Below are 18542 nucleotides of genomic sequence, written 5' to 3'. Positions count from 1 at the left end.
CAGCACCGAAACCCCCGTCATCACCCTCGACGCCCGACGCCGCGACAGCGCCAAGAGCGCCCTCATCACCCTCGTCGAACACGCCCTCCTCGCCCGGCTGCGGTGACCCCGGGGCACCGTACGACGGCGCACGGCCGAACGGCGCGGCCCGCGGACCCTCCGGTCCCCGGGCCGCGCCGTCGTGTCACCGCGGCGGGCTGATCAGCCCTGGGCCGCGTCCGGCTCCAGGCCGGCCCGCAGCAGGCCGTAGGTGTAGGCGTCCTCCAGCCCCAGCCAGGAGGCGGCCACCACGTTGTCGGCCACCCCGACCGTGGACCAGGTGGCGGTGCCGTCGGTGGTCTCGATGAGCACCCGGGTCTTGGAGCCGGTGCCGTGCTGGCCCTCCAGGATGCGGACCTTGTAGTCCACCAGCTCCAGCTTGGCCAGCTGCGGGTAGATCCGCTCCAGCGCGGTGCGCAGCGCCTTGTCCAGCGCGTCGACCGGGCCGTTGCCCTCGCCGGTGGCGAGCATCCGCTCGCCCTTGGCCCACAGCTTGACCGTCGCCTCGTTGCCCGCACTGCCGCCCGGGCCCTGCTCGCTGATGGTGCGCCAGGACTCCAGGGCGAAGTAGCGCTCGCGGCGGCCGCGCACCTCGTCCCGCAGCAGCAGCTCGAAGGAGGCGTCGGCGGACTCGTAGGTGTAGCCGAGGTTCTCCTGCTCCTTGACCCTGGCGACCACCCGGCCGGCCAGGTCCCGGTCGGTGGAGAGGTCGTAGCCGAGCTCCTTGCCCTTGAGCTCCACCGAGGCGCGGCCGGCCATGTCGGAGACCAGCATCCGCATGGTGTTGCCGACCGTCTCCGGGTCGATGTGCTGGTAGAGGTCCGGGTCGACCTTGATCGCCGAGGCGTGCAGTCCGGCCTTGTGGGCGAAGGCCGAGAAGCCGACGTAGGGCTGGTGGGTCGAGGGGGCGAGGTTGACCACCTCGGCGATCGCGTGCGAGATCCGGGTCATCTCGGCGAGGCTGCCGGGCGGCAGCACCCGGCGGTCGCACTTGAGTTCCAGCGCGCCGACCACCGGGAAGAGGTTGGCGTTGCCGACCCGCTCGCCGTAGCCGTTGGCGGTGCACTGGACGTGGGTGGCGCCGGCCTCGACCGCGGCCAGGGTGTTGGCGACGGCGCAGCCGGTGTCGTCCTGGGCGTGGATGCCGAGCCGGGCGCCGGTCGCGGCCAGCACGTCGGCGACGGTGTCGCGCACGCCGGAGGGCAGCATCCCGCCGTTGGTGTCGCAGAGCACCACCACCTCGGCGCCGGCCTCGTGGGCGGTGCGGACCACGGCCAGCGCGTAGTCCCGGTTCGCCCGGTAGCCGTCGAAGAAGTGCTCGCAGTCGATGAACACCCGGCGGCCCTGGGCCCGCAGGTGGGCGACGCTGTCCCGGACCATCTCCAGGTTCTCGTCCAGGGTGGTGCGCAGCGCCAGTTCGACGTGCCGGTCGTGGGCCTTGGCGACCAGGGTGATCACCGGGGCGCCGGAGTTGACCAGGGCGGCGAGCTGCGGGTCGTCCGCGGCGCTGCCGCCGGCCCGCCGGGTGGCGCCGAAGGCGACCAGCCGGGCGTGCCGGAGGTCCAGCTCCTCGGCGGCGCGGGCGAAGAACTCGGTGTCCCGGGGGTTGGCGCCGGGCCAGCCGCCCTCGATGAAGCCGACGCCGAACTCGTCCAGGTGCCGGGCGATGGCCAGCTTGTCGGCCACCGTGAGGTTGATGCCCTCGCGCTGGGCGCCGTCGCGCAGGGTGGTGTCGAAGACGTGGAACGCGTCGTCGGGGAGGTTGCTCGCCTGGGTCATGACCCTGGGTCTCCGTTCCGGGAGGTCGGGTTACTGCTCTGCCGGTTCTGATTCCCGGCTCCACTGTCCAGCATCCCGCGCGCGCCCGGTGTCCCTCGGCCCCTTGTGGGGGCTCCGGCCGGTCCGGGGGAAACAAAAAGACCCCTCGCGGGTGCGAGAGGTCTGCGCGCGGGTCTGGACGCTGGTGGTCGCTCCGCATCGGGTGGTGCGGGAGCGGTCACTGCGGACCGGCGCGCCTGCTGCTAATAATCAGCGAAAGCGAGGACACGTCGGCAGTCTGGCACATCGTCCGCGGAGCGGCCCGCCCGTCTCGGCATCCGGAACGGGCGGGCCGGGACGGGCCGGTGGCGGCGGGCCGCGGCGGACGGGCCGCAGCCGGACGAGCAGCGGCGGCAGGCCGGGGCGGCGCGGCCGGGCGGGCTCCACGAGCGGCCCGCCCGGCGGAGCGGGATCAGACGATCCGGTGCAGCCAGCCGTGGGTGTCGGGGGCCTGGCCGCCCTGGATCGCGAGCAGCGAGCGGCGCAGCTCCATGGTGACCGGGCCGGGCTCGCCGGCGCCGACGGTCCAGTCGCCGCCGCGGGACTTCACCGAGCCGACCGGGGTGATCACGGCGGCGGTGCCGCAGGCGAAGACCTCGGTGAGGGTGCCGTCGGCGTTGCCCTGCTTCCACTCCTCGGTGGAGATCTTCCGCTCCTCGACCGCGTAGCCGAGGTCGGTGGCGAGCTGCAGCAGCGAGTCGCGGGTGATGCCGGGCAGCAGGGCGCCGGACAGCTCGGGGGTGACGATCCGGGCGTCCTTGCCCTCGCCGAGGACGAAGTAGAGGTTCATGCCGCCCATCTCCTCGATCCACCGGTGCTCGGCGGCGTCGAGCCAGACGACCTGGTCGCAGCCCTTGGCGGCGGCCTCGGCCTGGGCGACCAGCGAGGCGGCGTAGTTGCCGGCGCACTTGGCGGCACCGGTGCCGCCCGGGGCGGCGCGGACGTAGTCCTCGGAGAGCCAGACCGAGACCGGCTTGACGCCGCCCGGGAAGTAGGCGCCGGCCGGGGAGGCGATGATCATGAAGAGGTAGGAGTTGGCGGGCCGGACACCCAGACCGACCTCGGTGGCGAACATGAACGGGCGCAGGTAGAGGCTCTGCTCCGGCTCGTTCGGGACCCAGGCCTGCTCCTGCTGGACCAGCAGCTCGACGGCCTCGACGAAGGCCTCGACCGGCAGCTCCGGCATCGCCAGCCGGCGGGCGGAGGCCTGGAAGCGCGCGGCGTTGGCCTCCGGACGGAAGGTCGCGATCGAGCCGTCGGCCTGGCGGTAGGCCTTGAGGCCCTCGAAGATCGCCTGGCCGTAGTGCAGGGTCATGTTGGCCGGGTCCATCTCGATCGGCGCGTAGGGCGCCAGCTGGGCGTCGTGCCAGCCCACGCCCTCGGTCCAGCGGATGGTGACCATGTGGTCGGTGAACACGCGCCCGAAGCCCGGGTTGGCCAGCCGGGCCTCGCGCTCCGCCTGGGGCAGCGGGTGCGCGGAGGGCTTGAGGTCGAACGTGATGGGCGCCTGGGTGGGCGTGCTCATGGCTGTGTGTCCTTCACCGTGGGGTTGGTCCGGGCCGCCTCCGCCGGTGCTCGTCCCGGACTCTCACTCCGGTACGGACGCACGACGGCACGGCCCACTGTCGATACTCGCATCCAGAGGGCCGTGCCGAACAGTCGCGGACTCCTTGGAGAACCGCAAGCTGCCGTTATGGGGTCCGGCCCACCGGGCCGGAACACCGTTTGTCGGGTCCCGGCCTCCTAGGCGGATACTCGGGCGGCGAGCGCGTCGCCGACCTGGGCAGTGGTACGGGTGCCGGTCCGCTCGGTGAGGTCCGCGGCGACCGCGGCCTCGATCCGGGCGGCCTCGGCGGCGTACCCGAGGTGGTCGAGGAGCATGGCGACCGACAGCACGGTGGCGGTCGGGTCGGCCTTGCCCTGGCCGGCGATGTCCGGCGCCGAGCCGTGCACGGGCTCGAACATCGACGGGAAGGCACCGCTCGGGTTGATGTTGCCGCTGGCGGCCAGGCCGATCCCGCCGGTGACGGCGGCGGCCAGGTCGGTCAGGATGTCGCCGAACAGGTTGTCGGTCACGATGACGTCGAACCGCTCGGGCTGGGTGACGAAGAAGATGGTCGCCGCGTCGACGTGCAGGTAGTCGGTGGTGACCTCGGGGAACTCGGTGCCGACCTGCTCGAAGATCCGGGTCCACAGGTGGCCGGCGTGCACCAGCACGTTGTTCTTGTGCACCAGGGTCAGCTTCTTGCGCGGGCGCGCCTGCGCCCGGCGGTAGGCGTCGCGCACCACGCGCTCGATGCCGAAGGCGGTGTTGAGGCTGACCTCGGTGGCCACCTCCTGCTCGGTACCGGTGCGCAGGGAGCCGCCGTTGCCGACGTACGGGCCCTCGGTGCCCTCGCGGACGACCACGAAGTCGATCTCCGGCTCGCCGGCCAGCGGGGACTTCACGCCCGGGAAGAGCCGGCCCGGCCGGAGGTTGATGTGGTGGTCGAAGGCGAACCGCAGCTTCAGCAGCAGCCCCCGCTCCAGCACACCGGACGGCACGCTCGGGTCGCCGATGGCGCCGAGCAGGATCGCGTCGTGGGCCTTGAGCTCCGCCAGGACGCTGTCCGGGAGGGTCTCACCGGTGCGGTGGTAGCGCCGGGCGCCGAGGTCGAACTCGGTGCTCTCCAGCTTCACATCGGCGGGAAGCACCGCCTCCAGCACCTTGAGGCCCTCGGCCACCACTTCCTGGCCGATACCGTCACCGGGGACGACTGCGAGACGAATCGTGCGAGACATGCTCGGAGGCTACTCCGGCATCCCAGAGCCTGACATCCAGCGTCCGCCATTCGGACAGCGGCCTTGATGGGGGCGATCAGGTGAGATCGATGTCGACCGGGAACGGCCGGTCGAGCTTCAGCTGCTTGTGGTGGATCCCGGTCAGCCCGTAGAGCCGGGTGGCCGGGTCGATCTCGTACGTGTGGACCACGGGCCGGCCCTCGTCGCACTCGACCCGCCAGAAATGGGGGATGCCGGCGGCGGCGTACTTGCGCGGCTTGACCTCGCGGTCACGCTCGCGGGATTCCTGCGAGACGACCTCGACCGCGATCAGTACGTCCCTCGGGCGGCAGAAGGTCTGGTCATCGCCGGTGTCCGCCTGCAGGTCGACCACCATCAGATCGGGCTCCAGCCGGTTGCGATCGTCCAGTTTCAGCCCCATCCGGCACCAGAGCTCCCAGCCGACCGGCGCCTGCTCGCTCAGGCACCGCTCCAGATCGCTGACCGTGCGCGCGTGGAAGCGCGTCTGTCGCGCGCTGAAGACCAGACTGCCGAACAGCAGCTCGGTGTGCGGCGGAAGGTCACGCAGCCGATCGAGGTCATCGGCAGTGCGGCCCTCGGGCGGCGGGCGAAGCCAATCCGGGTACGGCTCAAGGGGGCACTCCACTGCTCCACGCTCGCAGGAGCGGCTTGGTGGAAGCCAGTCGACTACCCGAACGAGGGAGCGCGCAGCCTTCGCTGTGCGCTCCCTCGGGGGGAGTTACGGCAGGGTCAGGATCTGGCTGCGGCGGCCGTCCGGGTTGAGGTGGTGGAGGAGGAGGACGCGGGAGTGGTCGCCGTCGGTGCGGCGGATGTCGAGGAGGGTGGCGGGGTGGACGGGGGCGGCCAGGGCGGTGGGACCGCCGGGGCCGGTGCGGATGTCGACGGCGGGGTGCAGGACGTCGACGGCGAGGGTGGGGCGGGTGCCGCGCAGGCCGATCGCGGAGAAGGCGTCGGCCGGGTCCCGCCCGGCGCCGGCCAGGCCGGTCCACACGGCGTAGTGGACCGTGCTGTGCCCGGCGCGGACGCCCGGCAGGGCGGCGAGCCGGACCGGCAGGACCACCGTGTCGGAGTCCAGCAGGGCGGTGTCGGTGTCGCCCCAGCGGGCGTTCAGCGGCTGGACGTCGAGTTCGGCGCCGGTGCGGGCGTCGAGGGTCCGGGCCACCAGGACGTCGCTGCCGCGCATCCGGTCGGCCTTGACCACCACGTCGGTGGCGCCGTCCCCGTCGGTGTCCAGCACGGCCCGGACGCCGAACAGCCCGACCGGGGTGGCGGCCGGGGCCCAGACCTGGGCGCCGAGGTAGAGCCGGCCCTCGGTGAGCGGGTCCCCGGCGACGGTGGGCGCGTCGGTGGCGGCGCCGGCGGCCCGCAGGTTGGCCGCGCGGTCGCCAGGGCGCTCGACGCAGACGTCCCGCAGGTGCTCGGCCTCCTCGGTGCTGCCCTCCGGCACGAAGCCCGCGCCGGGCCCGACGGCCGCCCCGCTGTTCGGCGGGCAGTCCGCCCAGCGGGCGCCCTCCCCGCCGAGCGCGAAGGCGCTGAGCAGGCCGGGCGCCTCGCCGGGCGCGTCGGTACCGGTGAGCGCGACCACGGCCCCGGAGCGGGTGGTGCGGACCGGGGCGGTGGCGGCCAGGTCGGTGGCCGGGCGCGGGGCCGCGAACAGCGGCACCCGCAGGCCGGGGACGGCCGGGTCGTCCGGGGTCAGCAGCAGCCGGCCGGAGAGCTCGCCCCGGTAGCTGCGGGCCCGGCCGCCCTGGACGGCGGCGATCGTCGGGTCCGGGGCACGGCCGAGCGCACCGGGCACGCTCAGGGTGACCCGGATCCGCGCGGTGCCGCCCGGCGGCACCTCGATCCGGTCGGGCGCGAGCTCGAAGCGGGCGCCGGACAGCTCGGTGGCGGCCGCGTAGCCGGTCCGGTAGGCGACCGGGGCGGCGGACAGGTTGCGGACATCGACCTCGCGCACCAGGGCCAGCGGCCCGGTGACGGTGACCGGGCCGAAGGAGACGCCGACGGCGCCCTCCACCGCGCCCTCCCCCGCCGCGTAGGCGACGGCCGGGGTGCGGACGGCCCGGTCGACGGCGGCCCGGCCGGCGCCGGTGCGCTCGGGCCCGTAGACCGCGCCGGTGCCGCCGTCGCCGAGCCAGGTGTCCCCGGCGGTGTTCATCAGCGCGGCCTTGACCTGCTCGACGGTCAGGTCGGGGTGGGCCGCGCGGACCAGCGCGGCCAGGCCGGCGGCGTGCGGGGTGGCCATCGAGGTGCCGTCCTCGCGCTGGCCGCCGGTGCCGCTGCCGACCCGGGCCGACCAGATGGTCTCGCCGGGGGCGGCGAGGTCCGGCTTGACCACTCCGGGCACGCCGATGCCGCGCGAGGTGAAGTCGGTGAGGGTGTCGAGCCGCTGCGGCTGGTCCTGGGCGACGACACCGTGCAGCGGGTTGCCGGGCGCGGCGAGGCGGACCCGGACCGGGCCGGCGGCGGCGCCCGCGCGGAGCCGTTCGCCGTCGGCGCGGGCGAGCAGGGCCAGCGGGACCCGGTCGTTGCCGGCGATCTCGGCGAGGTGGTCGTCGTCGGCCGCGAGCAGGGCGCCGAGCGCGCCGGCCTCGGCGACGTGGTCGGCACGCGGGCCCGAGCCGCAGGCGCGCTCGGACTCGCGGGTGCTCCAGGCGAGCACGGCGATCCGCCCGGCGATCCGCTGCCGGTCGGCCTCGGAGAAGGCCGCGCAGCCGTCCCGCTGGTCGGCGGGCAGGGCGAGCTCCCCGGCCACGTCGGCGGTGGACCAGTCCTGGTAGCGGGCGCTCCAGTGGGCCGGCACGACCCCGGCGAGCGGCTGCGGGTCGAGCACGGTGAGGCCGTCGGCGTCGCTGTGCGGGTCGACCGAGGCGGCGACGGCGAGCGCCCTGGCGGCGGTGCCGGGGCTGCCGCCGATGGCGTACACGTCGCCCTCGTTGCCCGCTGCGGCGACCACCACGGTGCCGAGGGCGGCGAGCCGGTCGACGGCGAGGGCGTCGGCGTCGTCGGTGGCGCCGAAGCGGCTGCCGAGCGAGAGGTTGAGGACGTCGAGCCGGTCGCTCGGGTCGCCGTCGCCGTCCGGGTCGGCGGCCAGGTCGAGGGCTTCGCCGAGCTGGTCGGTGGAGCCGTCGCAGCCGAACACCCGGATCGCGTACAGCTGGGCGCCGGGCGCGGCGCCGGGGCCGACCCGGAAGCCGGCCGGGTCCAGGCCGGGCCGGTAGGGGCCCCGGTAGGGCTGTCCGTCGGTGGTGACGCCGAGGCCGGCGGCGGTGCCGGCCACATGGGTGCCGTGGCCGTTGCGGACGCAGTCGATCGGGTTCTCGTCCGGGTGCGGCTCGGGCTGGTAGTGCGGGGAGGACGGGTCGGGCTGGTAGTCGTCGCCGACCAGGTCGCGGCCGCCGGACACCTTGGCGCTCGGGAAGAGGCCGGCCGGCGCGGGCTTCGCCCCGTCGACGGAGCGGAACGCCTCCTCGGTGCCGGGGCCGCCGAAGTCGGCGTGGGTGTAGTCGATGCCGCTGTCCGCGACGCCGATCCGCACGCCCCGGCCGGTGTCGCCGCCGTCCGGGCCGCCGTCGGAGGAGCCGCCCGTCCAGACCTCGGGCGCGCCGGTGACCGGCACCGAGTGGGAGTTGTCCCGCTGCTTGCGGACGATCGGGTGCACGGCCGCGACCCCGGGCAGGGTGCGCAGCGCGGGCAGCCGGTCGGCGGGGGCGTTGACGGCGAGGCCGGTGAGCAGGGTGCGGGTGCGGTAGAGCTCCCGGGCGGCGGGGACGGCGTCGTGGACGGCGTCGGCCAGGCGGTCCAGCGCCGTGGAGGCGCGGGTCCGCTGGGCGGCGCCGGCCCGGGCGGCCTCGCCCCGGACGGCCTCCGGGGAGCGCCGGTTGCGCCGGGCCTCGTCCCCGGCCCGGCGCCAGGCGGGGGCGACCGGTTCGGTGGCGAGTTCCAGCAGGACGGCGACGGGTCCGGCGGCGGCGCGGCCCGGCGGGGCCGACGGGGACGTCGGCGGACTGCCGGTGGCCGGGGCGGCCCCGGTGAGCAGGGCCGGTCCGGCGAGCAGGGTGAGCGTCAGGCCGAGCCGGGCAAGCGGTCGGCGGACGACGGGATGGCGCATGGTCCTCTCCCCCGGCCGGGGGAACTGATCCGCATCCGGTGCCGCTGACGCCCGCCCGCGCGGCCGTCGATCACCCTTCCGGGGGCCCCAAATTAGGAATATCGCGCCGGTCGGGGCGAGCAACTTCCACCGAACGGCGGCAACTTGCACTCCTGCGGGTGACCCTCCGTCAGCCCGTCCGGCCCATTCGGCGGATGAACGCCGAACGGGCCGGGGGCGGCCCGTCGGAGCCGGCCGCCCGGGGGCCGCCGGTCAGTGGTGCCCGCCGGTCAGTGGTGGCCGGTGGCGCCGCCGTTGTCGCGGCGGTCCAGCGCCCGCTGGAGCGCGGCGGCGGCGAAGGGGTTCCGCTCCACGGCCCGGCGGCGGCGGGGGGCGCGGGTCTGCGGGGCGGCGGGGGCGGAAGCGGCGTGGCGGTCGGCGGTCGGGGGCATACCGGGGCTCCTTGGTTCGATACGCGCCGTGGGAAACGGACGCGGCGGGGGGGGGGGGGGGGGGGGAGGTACACCGGGCAGGGGTCTCCCGCCCTTCGGGTGCGGACGCGCGCACGGGCCGGACGCCCTGGCTACAGGGGCGGCACACCGTGCGGCTGACTCCACGGTACGACCCGCGTCCGGCCGTGTCTGCACGAATACTTGGATTTCCTACTATCTGAGACGGCCCTCACCCGGAGGAACGCGCCAGGGCCCGGACCGCCGTGCGAACGGCGGTCCGGGCCCTGGTCAGGGGTGGTGCGGGGTGGTGCGGGGCTCAGGCGCCGAGGTCGACCGAGCGGGCGAAGCGGGCGCCGATCTCGGCCGCGATCGCCGACAGCACCTCCTGCGGGATCTCGCTGTCCACCGTGAGGGAGGCGAGCGCACCGCTGCCGTCGCGGGCGACCTGCATGCCGGCGATGTTGATGCCGGCGTCACCGAGGTGGCGGCCGAGCACGCCGACCACGCCGGGCCGGTCCTCGTACTTGAAGAAGGCCATGTGGTCGGTGAGCGCGACGTCCACGTCGAAGGCGTCCACGCCGACGATCTTCTGGACCTGCTTGGGGCCGGCCAGCGTGCCGGAGATGGCGATCTCCTCGCCGTCCGCCAGGGTGCCGCGCACGGTGATGACGTTGCGGTGCTCGGGGCTCTCGCTGGAGGTGGTCAGCCGCACCTCGACACCGCGCTCCTGGGCGAACAGCGGGGCGTTGACGTAGGACACCGTCTCCGCCACGACGTCCTCGAACACACCCTTGAGGGCGGACAGTTCGAGCACCTTGACGTCGTGCTGGGTGATCTCGCCGCGCACCTCGACGTCGAGCCGGACGGCGACCTCGCCGGCCAGCGCGGTGAAGATCCGGCCGAGCTTCTCGGCCAGCGGCAGGCCCGGCCGGACGTCCTCGGCGATCACGCCGCCCTGGACGTTGACCGCGTCCGGCACCAGCTCGCCGGCCAGCGCCAGCCGGACCGACCTGGCGACGGCGATGCCGGCCTTCTCCTGGGCCTCGTCGGTGGAGGCGCCCAGGTGCGGGGTGGCCACCACGTTGTCGAGGGCGAACAGCGGCGAGTCGGTGCACGGCTCCTTGGCGTACACGTCCAGGCCGGCGCCGGCCACCCGGCCGTCGCGCAGGGCGCTGAGCAGCGCCGCCTCGTCGACGATGCCGCCGCGGGCGGCGTTGACGATCCGGACGGTCGGCTTGACCTTGTGCAGCGCCTCGTCGCCGATCAGACCGATGGTCTCCGGGGTCTTCGGGAGGTGGACGGTGATGAAGTCCGAGACCTCCAGCAGCTCCTCCAGCGAGACCAGCTTGACGCCCATCTGCGCGGCGCGGGCGGCCTGGATGTAGGGGTCGTACGCGACGATCTTCATGCCGAACGCGGACATCCGCTGGGCGACCAGCACGCCGATCCGGCCGAGGCCGACGACGCCGAGGACCTTCTCGCTGAGCTCGACGCCGGTGTACTTGTTGCGCTTCCACTCGCCGCCCTTGAGCGCGGCGTTGGCCGGCGCGATGTTGCGGGCGACGGAGATCAGCAGGCCGCAGGCGAGTTCGGCGGCGGTGACGATGTTGGAGGTCGGCGCGTTCACGACCATGACGCCGGCCTTGGTGGCGGCGGAGACGTCCACGTTGTCGAGGCCGACGCCGGCGCGGGCGACCACCTTGAGCTTGCGGGCCGCGGCCAGCGCCTCGGCGTCGACCTTGGTCGCGGAGCGGACCAGGACGGCGTCCACGTCCGCGATGGCGGTCAGCAGTTCGGTGCGGTCCGCACCGTTGCAGTGCCGGATCTCGAAGTCCGGCCCGAGGGCGTCGACGGTGGCGGGCGACAGCTCTTCGGCGATCAGTACTACGCCAGATTTCACAGTTGTAGCAGCGCTCACGACAGTGTGTCCTTAACTGTCCGGTTCTCCCCGGATCCGGGCACGAGGGTGGCCTTGCCGGGCGGGGGGAAGGTGGCATGCCGCGTAGCTAGACGCACGACGCTGTGGGCCTGACGCGCACTCGGAAGTGTATCGACGGGCTGGGTAACAGGCTGCTCCCGTCCGGCAAAATCACCCGGACGGGAGCCGCCTTGTTGTACAAGGGGGATACAAACCCGCGAGGGCTCCCCCGAGGCCTTACGCCTCTTCCTTGACCCAGCTCATCAGCTTGCGGAGCTTCTTGCCGGTGGTCTCCAGCAGGTGGTCCTCGTCGGCCTTCTTGTACTCGTTGTACTTGGGCAGACCGGCCTTGTACTCGGCGATCCAGGTGTTGGCGAAGGTGCCGTCCTGGATCTCGGTGAGGACCTTCTTCATCTCGGCCTTGGTGTCGGCGGTGATGATCCGCGGGCCGGTGACGTAGTCGCCCCACTCGGCGGTCTCGGAGACGGACCAGCGCATCTTCTCCAGGCCGCCCTCGTACATCAGGTCGACGATGAGCTTCAGCTCGTGCAGGCACTCGAAGTAGGCGATCTCCGGCTGGTAGCCGGCCTCGACCAGGGTCTCGAAACCGGCCTTCACCAGGGCGGCGGTGCCACCGCAGAGGACAGCCTGCTCACCGAACAGGTCGGTCTCGGTCTCCTCGGTGAAGGTGGTCTTGATGACGCCGGCCTTGGTGGCGCCGAGGCCCTTGGCGTAGGACAGCGCCAGGTCGAAGGCCTTGCCGGAGGCGTCCTGCTCGACGGCGACGATCGCGGGGACGCCGCGGCCCTCCTCGTACTGGCGGCGGACCAGGTGGCCCGGGCCCTTCGGGGCGACCATGCAGACGTCGACGTCGGCCGGGGGCTTGATGAAGCCGAAGCGGATGTTCAGGCCGTGGCCGAAGAACAGGGCGTCGCCGGCCTTCAGGTGCGGGGCGATGTCGGCCTCGTAGACGTCCGACTGGATCGGGTCCGGGACCAGGATCATGATGACGTCGGCCTCGGCCGCGGCCTCGGCGGGGGTGACCACGCGCAGGCCGGCCTCCTCGGCCTTGGCGCGGGACTTCGACTCCGGCTTCAGGCCGACCCGGACGTCCGCGCCCGAGTCGCGCAGGGACAGCGCGTGGGCGTGGCCCTGGCTGCCGTAGCCGATGACCGCGACCTTGCGGCCCTGGATGATGGACAGGTCGGCGTCGTCTTCGTAGAACAGCTCGGCCACGGGGGCACATCTCCTTGCGAGTGGTTTGCCGGGTCTGCGGTGGTTCCTACCGTATGCGGATCCGGCGTCGGGGTGGGGCGGTGCTTCAGGGTTTGAGACGGCGGCGCGTCCCGGAAGGGCGAGGACCGGTCGGGTCCTAGGCGCTGCGGTCGAGGGCGCGCAGCGAGCGGTCCGTGATCGAACGGGCGCCGCGTCCGATGGCGACCAGGCCGGACTGGACCAACTCCTTGATGCCGTAGGGCTCCAGCATCCGGAGCATGGCCTCCAGCTTGTCCGAGCTGCCGGTGGCCTCGATGGTCACCGCGTCCGGGGACACGTCGACCGTCTTGGCGCGGAACAGCTGGACGATCTCGACGATCTGCGACCGGGTGTCGTTGTCGGCGCGGACCTTCACCAGGACCAGTTCCCGCTGGATCGCAGCGGACTGGTCGAGTTCGACGATCTTTATCACGTTGACGAGCTTGTTGAGCTGCTTGGTGACCTGTTCCAACGGGAGGTCCTCGACGTTGACCACGATGGTCATCCGGGAGATGTCCGGGTGCTCGGTCGGGCCGACGGCGAGGGAGTCGATGTTGAAGCCCCGACGGGAGAACAGCGCGGCGATCCGGGCGAGCACGCCGGGCTTGTTCTCGACCAGGACGGAGAGGGTGTGCTTGGACATGGGTCGTGGGTTCCCTTGGTCGTTCCGGAAGGGGCTCAGTCGAGGTCGTCGCCGAAGTCGGGACGGACGCCGCGGGCGAACTGGATCTCGTCGTTGCTGGTGCCGGCCGCGACCATCGGCCAGACCATGGCGTCCTGGTGGACGATGAAGTCGATGACCACCGGGCGGTCGTTGATCTCCATCGCCTGCTTGATCACCGCGTCGAGGTCCTCGGGGCGCTCGCAGCGCAGGCCGACGCAGCCCATCGCCTCGGCGAGCAGGACGAAGTCGGGGATCCGGGTGCCCTGGGCCGGCGGCTCGATGCCGTCGTGGCCGGGGCCGGCGTGCAGCACGGTGTTGGAGTAGCGCTGGTTGTAGAACAGCGTCTGCCACTGCCGGACCATGCCCAGCGAGCCGTTGTTGATGACCGCGACCTTGATCGGGATGTCGTTCAGGGCGCAGGTGACCAGCTCCTGGTTGGTCATCTGGAAGCAGCCGTCGCCGTCGATCGCCCAGACCGCGGCCTCCGGGCGGCCCGCCTTGGCGCCCATCGCGGCCGGCACCGCGTAGCCCATGGTCCCGGCGCCGCCGGAGTTGAGCCAGGTGCCCGGCTTCTCGAACCGGATGAACTGCGAGCTCCACATCTGGTGCTGGCCGACGCCCGCCGCGTAGACGGCGTCCGGGCCGACCAGCCGGCCGATCCGCTCGATCACCTGCTGCGGGGAGAGCTGGCCGCCGGGCGCGGGCTCGTAGCCGACCGGGTAGGTGGTCTTCCACTCGTCGAGCCGCTCCCACCAGTCGCCGTAGTCGCCCTTGTGGCCGGCGTCGAACTCGGCCTGGACGGCGACGATCAGGTCGGCCAGCACCTCGCGGGCGTCACCGACGATCGGCACGTCCGCCGGGCGGTTCTTGCCGATCTCGGCCGGGTCGATGTCCGCGTGGACGACCTTGGCGTACGGCGCGAAGCTGTCCAGCTTGCCGGTGACCCGGTCGTCGAAGCGGGCCCCGAGGGTGAAGAGCAGGTCGGCCTTCTGGAGCGCGGTGACGGCCGGGACGGAGCCGTGCATGCCGGGCATGCCCAGGTGCTGCGGGTGGCTGTCCGGGAAGGCGCCGAGCGCCATCAGGGTGGTGACCACCGGGGCGCCGGTCAGCTCGGCCAGGATGCGCAGCTCGGCCGTGGCGCCGGCCTTCATGACGCCGCCGCCGACGTACAGGACCGGGCGCTTGGCGGTGACCAGCATCTTGGCCGCTTCGCGGATCTGCTTGGCGTGCGGCTTGGTCACCGGGCGGTAGCCGGGCAGCGAGGTCTCGACCGGCCAGCGGAAGGTGGTGGTGGCCTGCAGGGCGTCCTTGGCGATGTCGACCAGGACCGGGCCGGGGCGGCCGGTGGCGGCGATGTGGAACGCCTCGGCGATCACCCGGGGGATCTCGGCCGGGTCGGTGACCAGGTAGTTGTGCTTGGTGATCGGCATGGTGATGCCGCAGATGTCCGCCTCCTGGAAGGCGTCCGTGCCGATCGCCTTGGAGGTGACCTGGCCGGTGATGGCGACGATCGGCACCGAGTCCATGTACGCGTCGGCGATCGGGGTGACCAGGTTGGTCGCGCCCGGACCGGAGGTCGCCATGCAGACGCCGACCCGGCCGGTGGCCTGCGCGTAGCCGGTGGCGGCGTGGCCGGCGCCCTGCTCGTGGCGGACCAGGATGTGGCGCACCTTGGTGGAGTCCATCAGCGGGTCGTACGCGGGAAGGATGGCCCCGCCCGGGATGCCGAAGACGGTGTCCGCACCGACGGCCTCCAGCGAGCGGATGAGCGACTGGGCGCCGGTCATGGTCTCGACGACGTGCTGAGGAGCGGGAGCGTGGGCGGCCGGGGTGTCCCCGCGGCGGGGGGATGCGGCGTGCTCGGTCATCTGCCTGTCTCTTCTCGGTTCTGGCCGACCCGGTGGTTTGCGGGCCCCGGGGGTCGAGGGTGGGGTCCCGCTTGCGGGCCGATCGCCGGCTCTGCCCCAATCGTCCCTTTCGCGGGGCCTCGGGGCCAGGGGTCTTGCGGTGGTGGAACAGCGTCGGTGCAACAAAAAACCCCTCGTGCCCAAGGGCATGCGAGGGGTGGCGCGTCGGTCTGTCACGAACGGGTCGGGGCCCGCTCAGCCGACGCGCCCGCCAAGTACGAGAATTCGGGTGCGCATGGCAACGACCTTCCTCCCGTCAAGGGTCGGCTGTCAAGCAGGTGGGACGGCCGTCTCGCCATGCGGACCGGCCCCCGGACCCGCCACGGCCGGGTGTTCGGGCAGGTCGGAGCCGTTGTGATGGGGCACGACGCGCCCTGCGGCGGCCTCGCCGCGGCCACTCGTCCGGGTGTCCGCGGCCAGGAAGGCGCGCCGCGCGGGCAGCGGGCCGAGCGGCCTCGGCACCGGGTACGCGCGGCGGGCCAGCTCGCGCCGGAGCCGGATCTCGTCCAGCGGCGCGGAGAACGCCGAGCCCTGCACCTGGCGGCAGCCCAGCTCCTGCAGCACGGCCACCTGGCGCGGCAGGTCGACGCCCTCGGCGGCGGTGACCAGCCCGAGGTCCCGGCCGAGCCGCAGCGCGTGCCCGGCGAGGGTCCTGGCGAGGGCGGACTCGCCCAGGTCCTGGACCAGCGAGCGGTCCAGCTTGAGGCCGTCGAAGGGGAGCCGGACCAGCGTCCCGAGCGAGCCCCGGCCGGCCCCGAAGCCGGCCAGCGCGGTGCCGACGCCGAGCCGGCGCAGCGCGTCGAGCCGGCGGCCGAGCTCGTCCGCCAGGTCGTCCGGGCCCGTCCGGGCCACCTCCACGATCAGCTGGCCGCCGGGCAGCCCGCTGTCCCGCAGGGCCGCGACCACCGCCTCGTAGAGGCCGGGTGCGCACAGCCGCTCGGCCGACAGCCGGACCGACACCGGGACCGGCGGCGGGACGACGCGGCCCCGGGCGGGCAGGCCCCGGCGCAGCGCGGCGGCGGTCACGGCCTCGCGGACCAGCCAGCGGGAGAACCGCGCGGCGGCGTCGCCCGGCTCGGTGGAGCGCAGGAACTCGGCGGGGGTGAGCAGCAGGCCCTGTGCGGAGCGCCAGCGGGCCTGGGCCTCGACGGCGGTGACCGCGCCGGTGGTGAGGTCCACCACGGGCTGGTGCAGCAGGGTGAAGCCGCCCTCGCGGACGGCCGCGCGGAGCCGCTCGTCCAGTTCGGTGCGGCGCTCCAGATCGGCGCGCATGGCCGGGGTGTAGAGCATCACCCGGCCCTTGCCCTCGGACTTGGCGCGGTACATCGCGAGGTCGGCGTTGCGCATCAGCTCGTCGGCGGCGGCGCGCGGGTCCGCGGCCGGGCCGCGTTCCGGGGTGCCGAAGGCGATCCCGATGCTGGCGGCGACGCTGAGTTCGCTGCCGCCGATCCAGTAGGGCTCGGAGAGCGCGGCGCGCAGCCGTTCGGCGAGCTCCTGGACCTGGAGCCGGCCGAGCGGGCCGCAGACCAGGGCGGCGAACTCGTCGCCGCCGAAGCGGGCCACGGTGTCCCCGCAGCGGACGGCGCCCTGGAGCCGGCGGGCCGCCTGGACCAGCAGCTCGTCGCCGACCTGGTGGCCGGCGGTGTCGTTGACCGCCTTGAAGCCGTCCAGGTCGAGGAAGAGCACGGCGACCCCGGAGCCCGCCTCGTCCTGCGGGCCGCGGGCGGCCAGGGCGGCCCGCAGCCGCTGGGTGAACAGCGCCCGGTTGGGCAGGTCGGTCAGCGGGTCGTGGAACGCGTTGTGCTGCAACTGGGCCTGCAGCATGACCCGTTCGGTGACGTCGCGGCTGTTCAGGATCAGCCCGTCGCGGTACCGGTCGACGGTCGACTCGACGTGCAGCCACTCGCCGCCGCCGGAGCCGATCCGGCACTCCACCCGGGCCGCGGGCAGCGGCTCGGCACCCGGGTCGCGGTGGGCGGCCAGCCGGCCCCGGGCCAGGAAGCGGCGGACCTCCAGCAGCACCCGGTCGACGTCCTCGGGGTGGATGAGGTCGAGCAGGTTGCCGCCGACGAGTTCCTCCGGGTCGCGCCCGTAGACGCCGAGCGCGGCCGGGGAGACGTAGGAGAGCACGCCGTTGGCGCCGGCGATCATGATGACGTCGCTGGAGCCCTGCACCAGGGAGCGGAAGTGCGCCTCCTTGTGGGCGAGTTCCTGGGCCAGCGAGAGGTTGTCGAGCAGCATGATGCCCTGGCGCAGGATCAGCGCCAGGCCGACGGTGCAGGCCGCCGAGGCCACCACCCGGTCCAGCGAGCGCCCGCCGAGGGCGTTGTAGAGGATCCCGGCGGTGCAGACGGCGGCGGCCGCGTAGGGGGTGAGCGCGCTGAAGGTGGTGGCGACCCGGCGGCGGGGCAGCCCGCCGAGCGCCGGGTGCTCGCGCAGCGGGCGGCGCCAGCGCGGGGACCACGGGGCCCAGGCCAGCAGCAGGCTGCCGGCGAACCAGCCGGCGTCCAGCAGTTCGCCGGAGTGGTAGCTGCTGCGCAGTTCGGGGGAGGTGAACAGGGCGTCGCAGAGCACGGTGACGGCGAGGCCGACCATGGCGGTGTGGACGGCGGCGCGGTTGCCGTCCCGGCCGCCGAAGCGCAGGCCGACGACCAGCGAGACGAGCAGGATGTCCAGCAGCGGGTAGGCCAGGTTGAGGGCCAGCCGCAGCGGGGAGCCGTCCTCGCCGGCGGCGGTGCGGCCGAGGGCGAGGCTCCAGCTGAGGGTGAACAGCGAGCCGGCCACCAGCCAGCCGTCCAGCAGCAGGCAGAGCCAGCCGGCGGCGGTGCGCGGGCGCTGGGCCAGCACCAGGACGCCGGTGATGGCCAGCGGGGCGAACAGCAGGAAGGCGTACTCGGCCAGCGAGTTGGGCGGCAGCTGGGTCCGCTCGACCAGCTCGTACCAGCCCCAGGTGCCGTTGCCGAAGGCGACCATGAGCGAGGAGAGGCCGAACAGCAGCCAGGCCGGGCGGGCGTGGCCGCCGACCGTACAGCCGTAGGCGAGACAGGAGAGCGCGGCGGCGAGGGCGGCCGCCGCCAGGCCGAAGTCGCCCATGAAGACGGCGACCTGGCGCGAGCCCCAGCCGAGCGCGGCGCCGAGGGTGTAGGCGAGGCAGAGCACGCCGAGTGCTGCGCCCGGCAGCTTGCGGCTGCAGAGCGCCCGCCGGAGCGGCCCCGGTCTCGCGCCGCCGCCGGCCGGGCGGTACGGGGGCGGGCCGCCCGCGCGGGCGCCGCGCGGGGGCGGGCCCGGCCGCTGTTGGCCCGGTCGCTGTTGGCCCGGCCTCGGCGGCCCGTCCGCGGGCAGGACGGCGTCCGGCGCCTGCGGCCGTCCGGCTCCGGGCAGCACCGCGTCGGTGGAGCTCACTCGGCCTCTCCCCCTCCGGCCCGGGGCCTCGCGCCCCGGTCACGGACCACCGGCCGCGCGCCCGGTGGCCGTGCGCGGTGACCTGGCGCCCCGGCAGGGCGGTGACCCAGGGAGCGGGGGGCCTGCCGGCCGTCCCGCCACACCGATGTTCCCGTTCGGGACCCTACACCACTTCGGTCACTCAATGACACGCACA

11 protein-coding genes and 1 pseudogene are annotated in these 18542 nt (G+C 73.9%); 1 reads left to right on the top strand and 11 read right to left on the bottom strand.

What is annotated here, in order from left to right:
• A pseudogene (locus ADK60_RS09285) lies at window positions 1–106 on the top strand (ATP-binding protein); the annotation flags it as partial.
• A 95-nt stretch (window positions 107–201) separates the two neighbouring features.
• Here ADK60_RS09285 and cimA read toward each other — a convergent pair.
• From cimA to ADK60_RS09235, 11 genes are all read right to left on the bottom strand, one after another.
• The gene (cimA, locus tag ADK60_RS09280; protein WP_045944347.1) at window positions 202–1818 is read right to left on the bottom strand and encodes a citramalate synthase; all 1617 of its coding nucleotides are present in this window, start codon (window positions 1816–1818) and stop codon (window positions 202–204) included.
• A 451-nt stretch (window positions 1819–2269) separates the two neighbouring features.
• A complete protein-coding gene (locus tag ADK60_RS09275; protein WP_045944346.1) occupies window positions 2270–3382 on the bottom strand; it encodes a branched-chain amino acid aminotransferase in 1113 nt (370 codons plus the stop codon).
• Window positions 3383–3600: 218 nt separating this feature from the next.
• Window positions 3601–4638 (bottom strand): 3-isopropylmalate dehydrogenase, encoded by a 1038-nt coding sequence (locus tag ADK60_RS09270; protein ID WP_045944345.1) that lies wholly within the window; start codon window positions 4636–4638, stop codon window positions 3601–3603.
• Between the two features lie 76 nt (window positions 4639–4714).
• Entirely contained in the window at window positions 4715–5284 is a 570-nt protein-coding gene (locus ADK60_RS09265) for a Uma2 family endonuclease (protein WP_053644748.1), read from the bottom strand.
• A gap of 93 nt (window positions 5285–5377) precedes the next feature.
• Window positions 5378–8770: a S8 family serine peptidase gene (locus ADK60_RS47535; RefSeq protein ID WP_053644746.1), complete on the bottom strand. Its 3393-nt coding sequence runs from the start codon at window positions 8768–8770 to the stop codon at window positions 5378–5380.
• Window positions 8771–9039: 269 nt separating this feature from the next.
• Window positions 9040–9201, bottom strand: a complete 162-nt coding sequence (locus tag ADK60_RS44645) for a hypothetical protein (protein ID WP_159400364.1) — start codon at window positions 9199–9201, stop codon at window positions 9040–9042.
• Between the two features lie 316 nt (window positions 9202–9517).
• Complete coding sequence (gene serA, locus ADK60_RS09255) at window positions 9518–11101, bottom strand: phosphoglycerate dehydrogenase (RefSeq protein ID WP_053644744.1); 1584 nt, start codon at window positions 11099–11101, stop codon at window positions 9518–9520.
• Window positions 11102–11356: 255 nt separating this feature from the next.
• Window positions 11357–12355: a ketol-acid reductoisomerase gene (gene ilvC, locus ADK60_RS09250; RefSeq protein WP_045938938.1), complete on the bottom strand. Its 999-nt coding sequence runs from the start codon at window positions 12353–12355 to the stop codon at window positions 11357–11359.
• Between the two features lie 136 nt (window positions 12356–12491).
• Entirely contained in the window at window positions 12492–13016 is a 525-nt protein-coding gene (gene ilvN, locus ADK60_RS09245) for an acetolactate synthase small subunit (protein WP_030392698.1), read from the bottom strand.
• A gap of 35 nt (window positions 13017–13051) precedes the next feature.
• Window positions 13052–14905, bottom strand: a complete 1854-nt coding sequence (locus ADK60_RS09240; RefSeq protein WP_030392699.1) for an acetolactate synthase large subunit — start codon at window positions 14903–14905, stop codon at window positions 13052–13054.
• 309 nt (window positions 14906–15214) lie between these two features.
• Window positions 15215–18124, bottom strand: coding sequence for a putative bifunctional diguanylate cyclase/phosphodiesterase (locus ADK60_RS09235; RefSeq protein ID WP_234371001.1), 2910 nt, complete (start codon window positions 18122–18124; stop codon window positions 15215–15217).
• Window positions 18125–18542 lie beyond the last annotated feature (418 nt).

The organism is Streptomyces sp. XY431 (genome assembly GCF_001279805.1).
Classification (GTDB): Bacteria; Actinomycetota; Actinomycetes; order Streptomycetales; family Streptomycetaceae; genus Kitasatospora; species Kitasatospora purpeofusca.
Note: the sequence above shows the minus strand (reverse complement) of the source record. Positions and strands in the feature narration are given on the sequence as shown.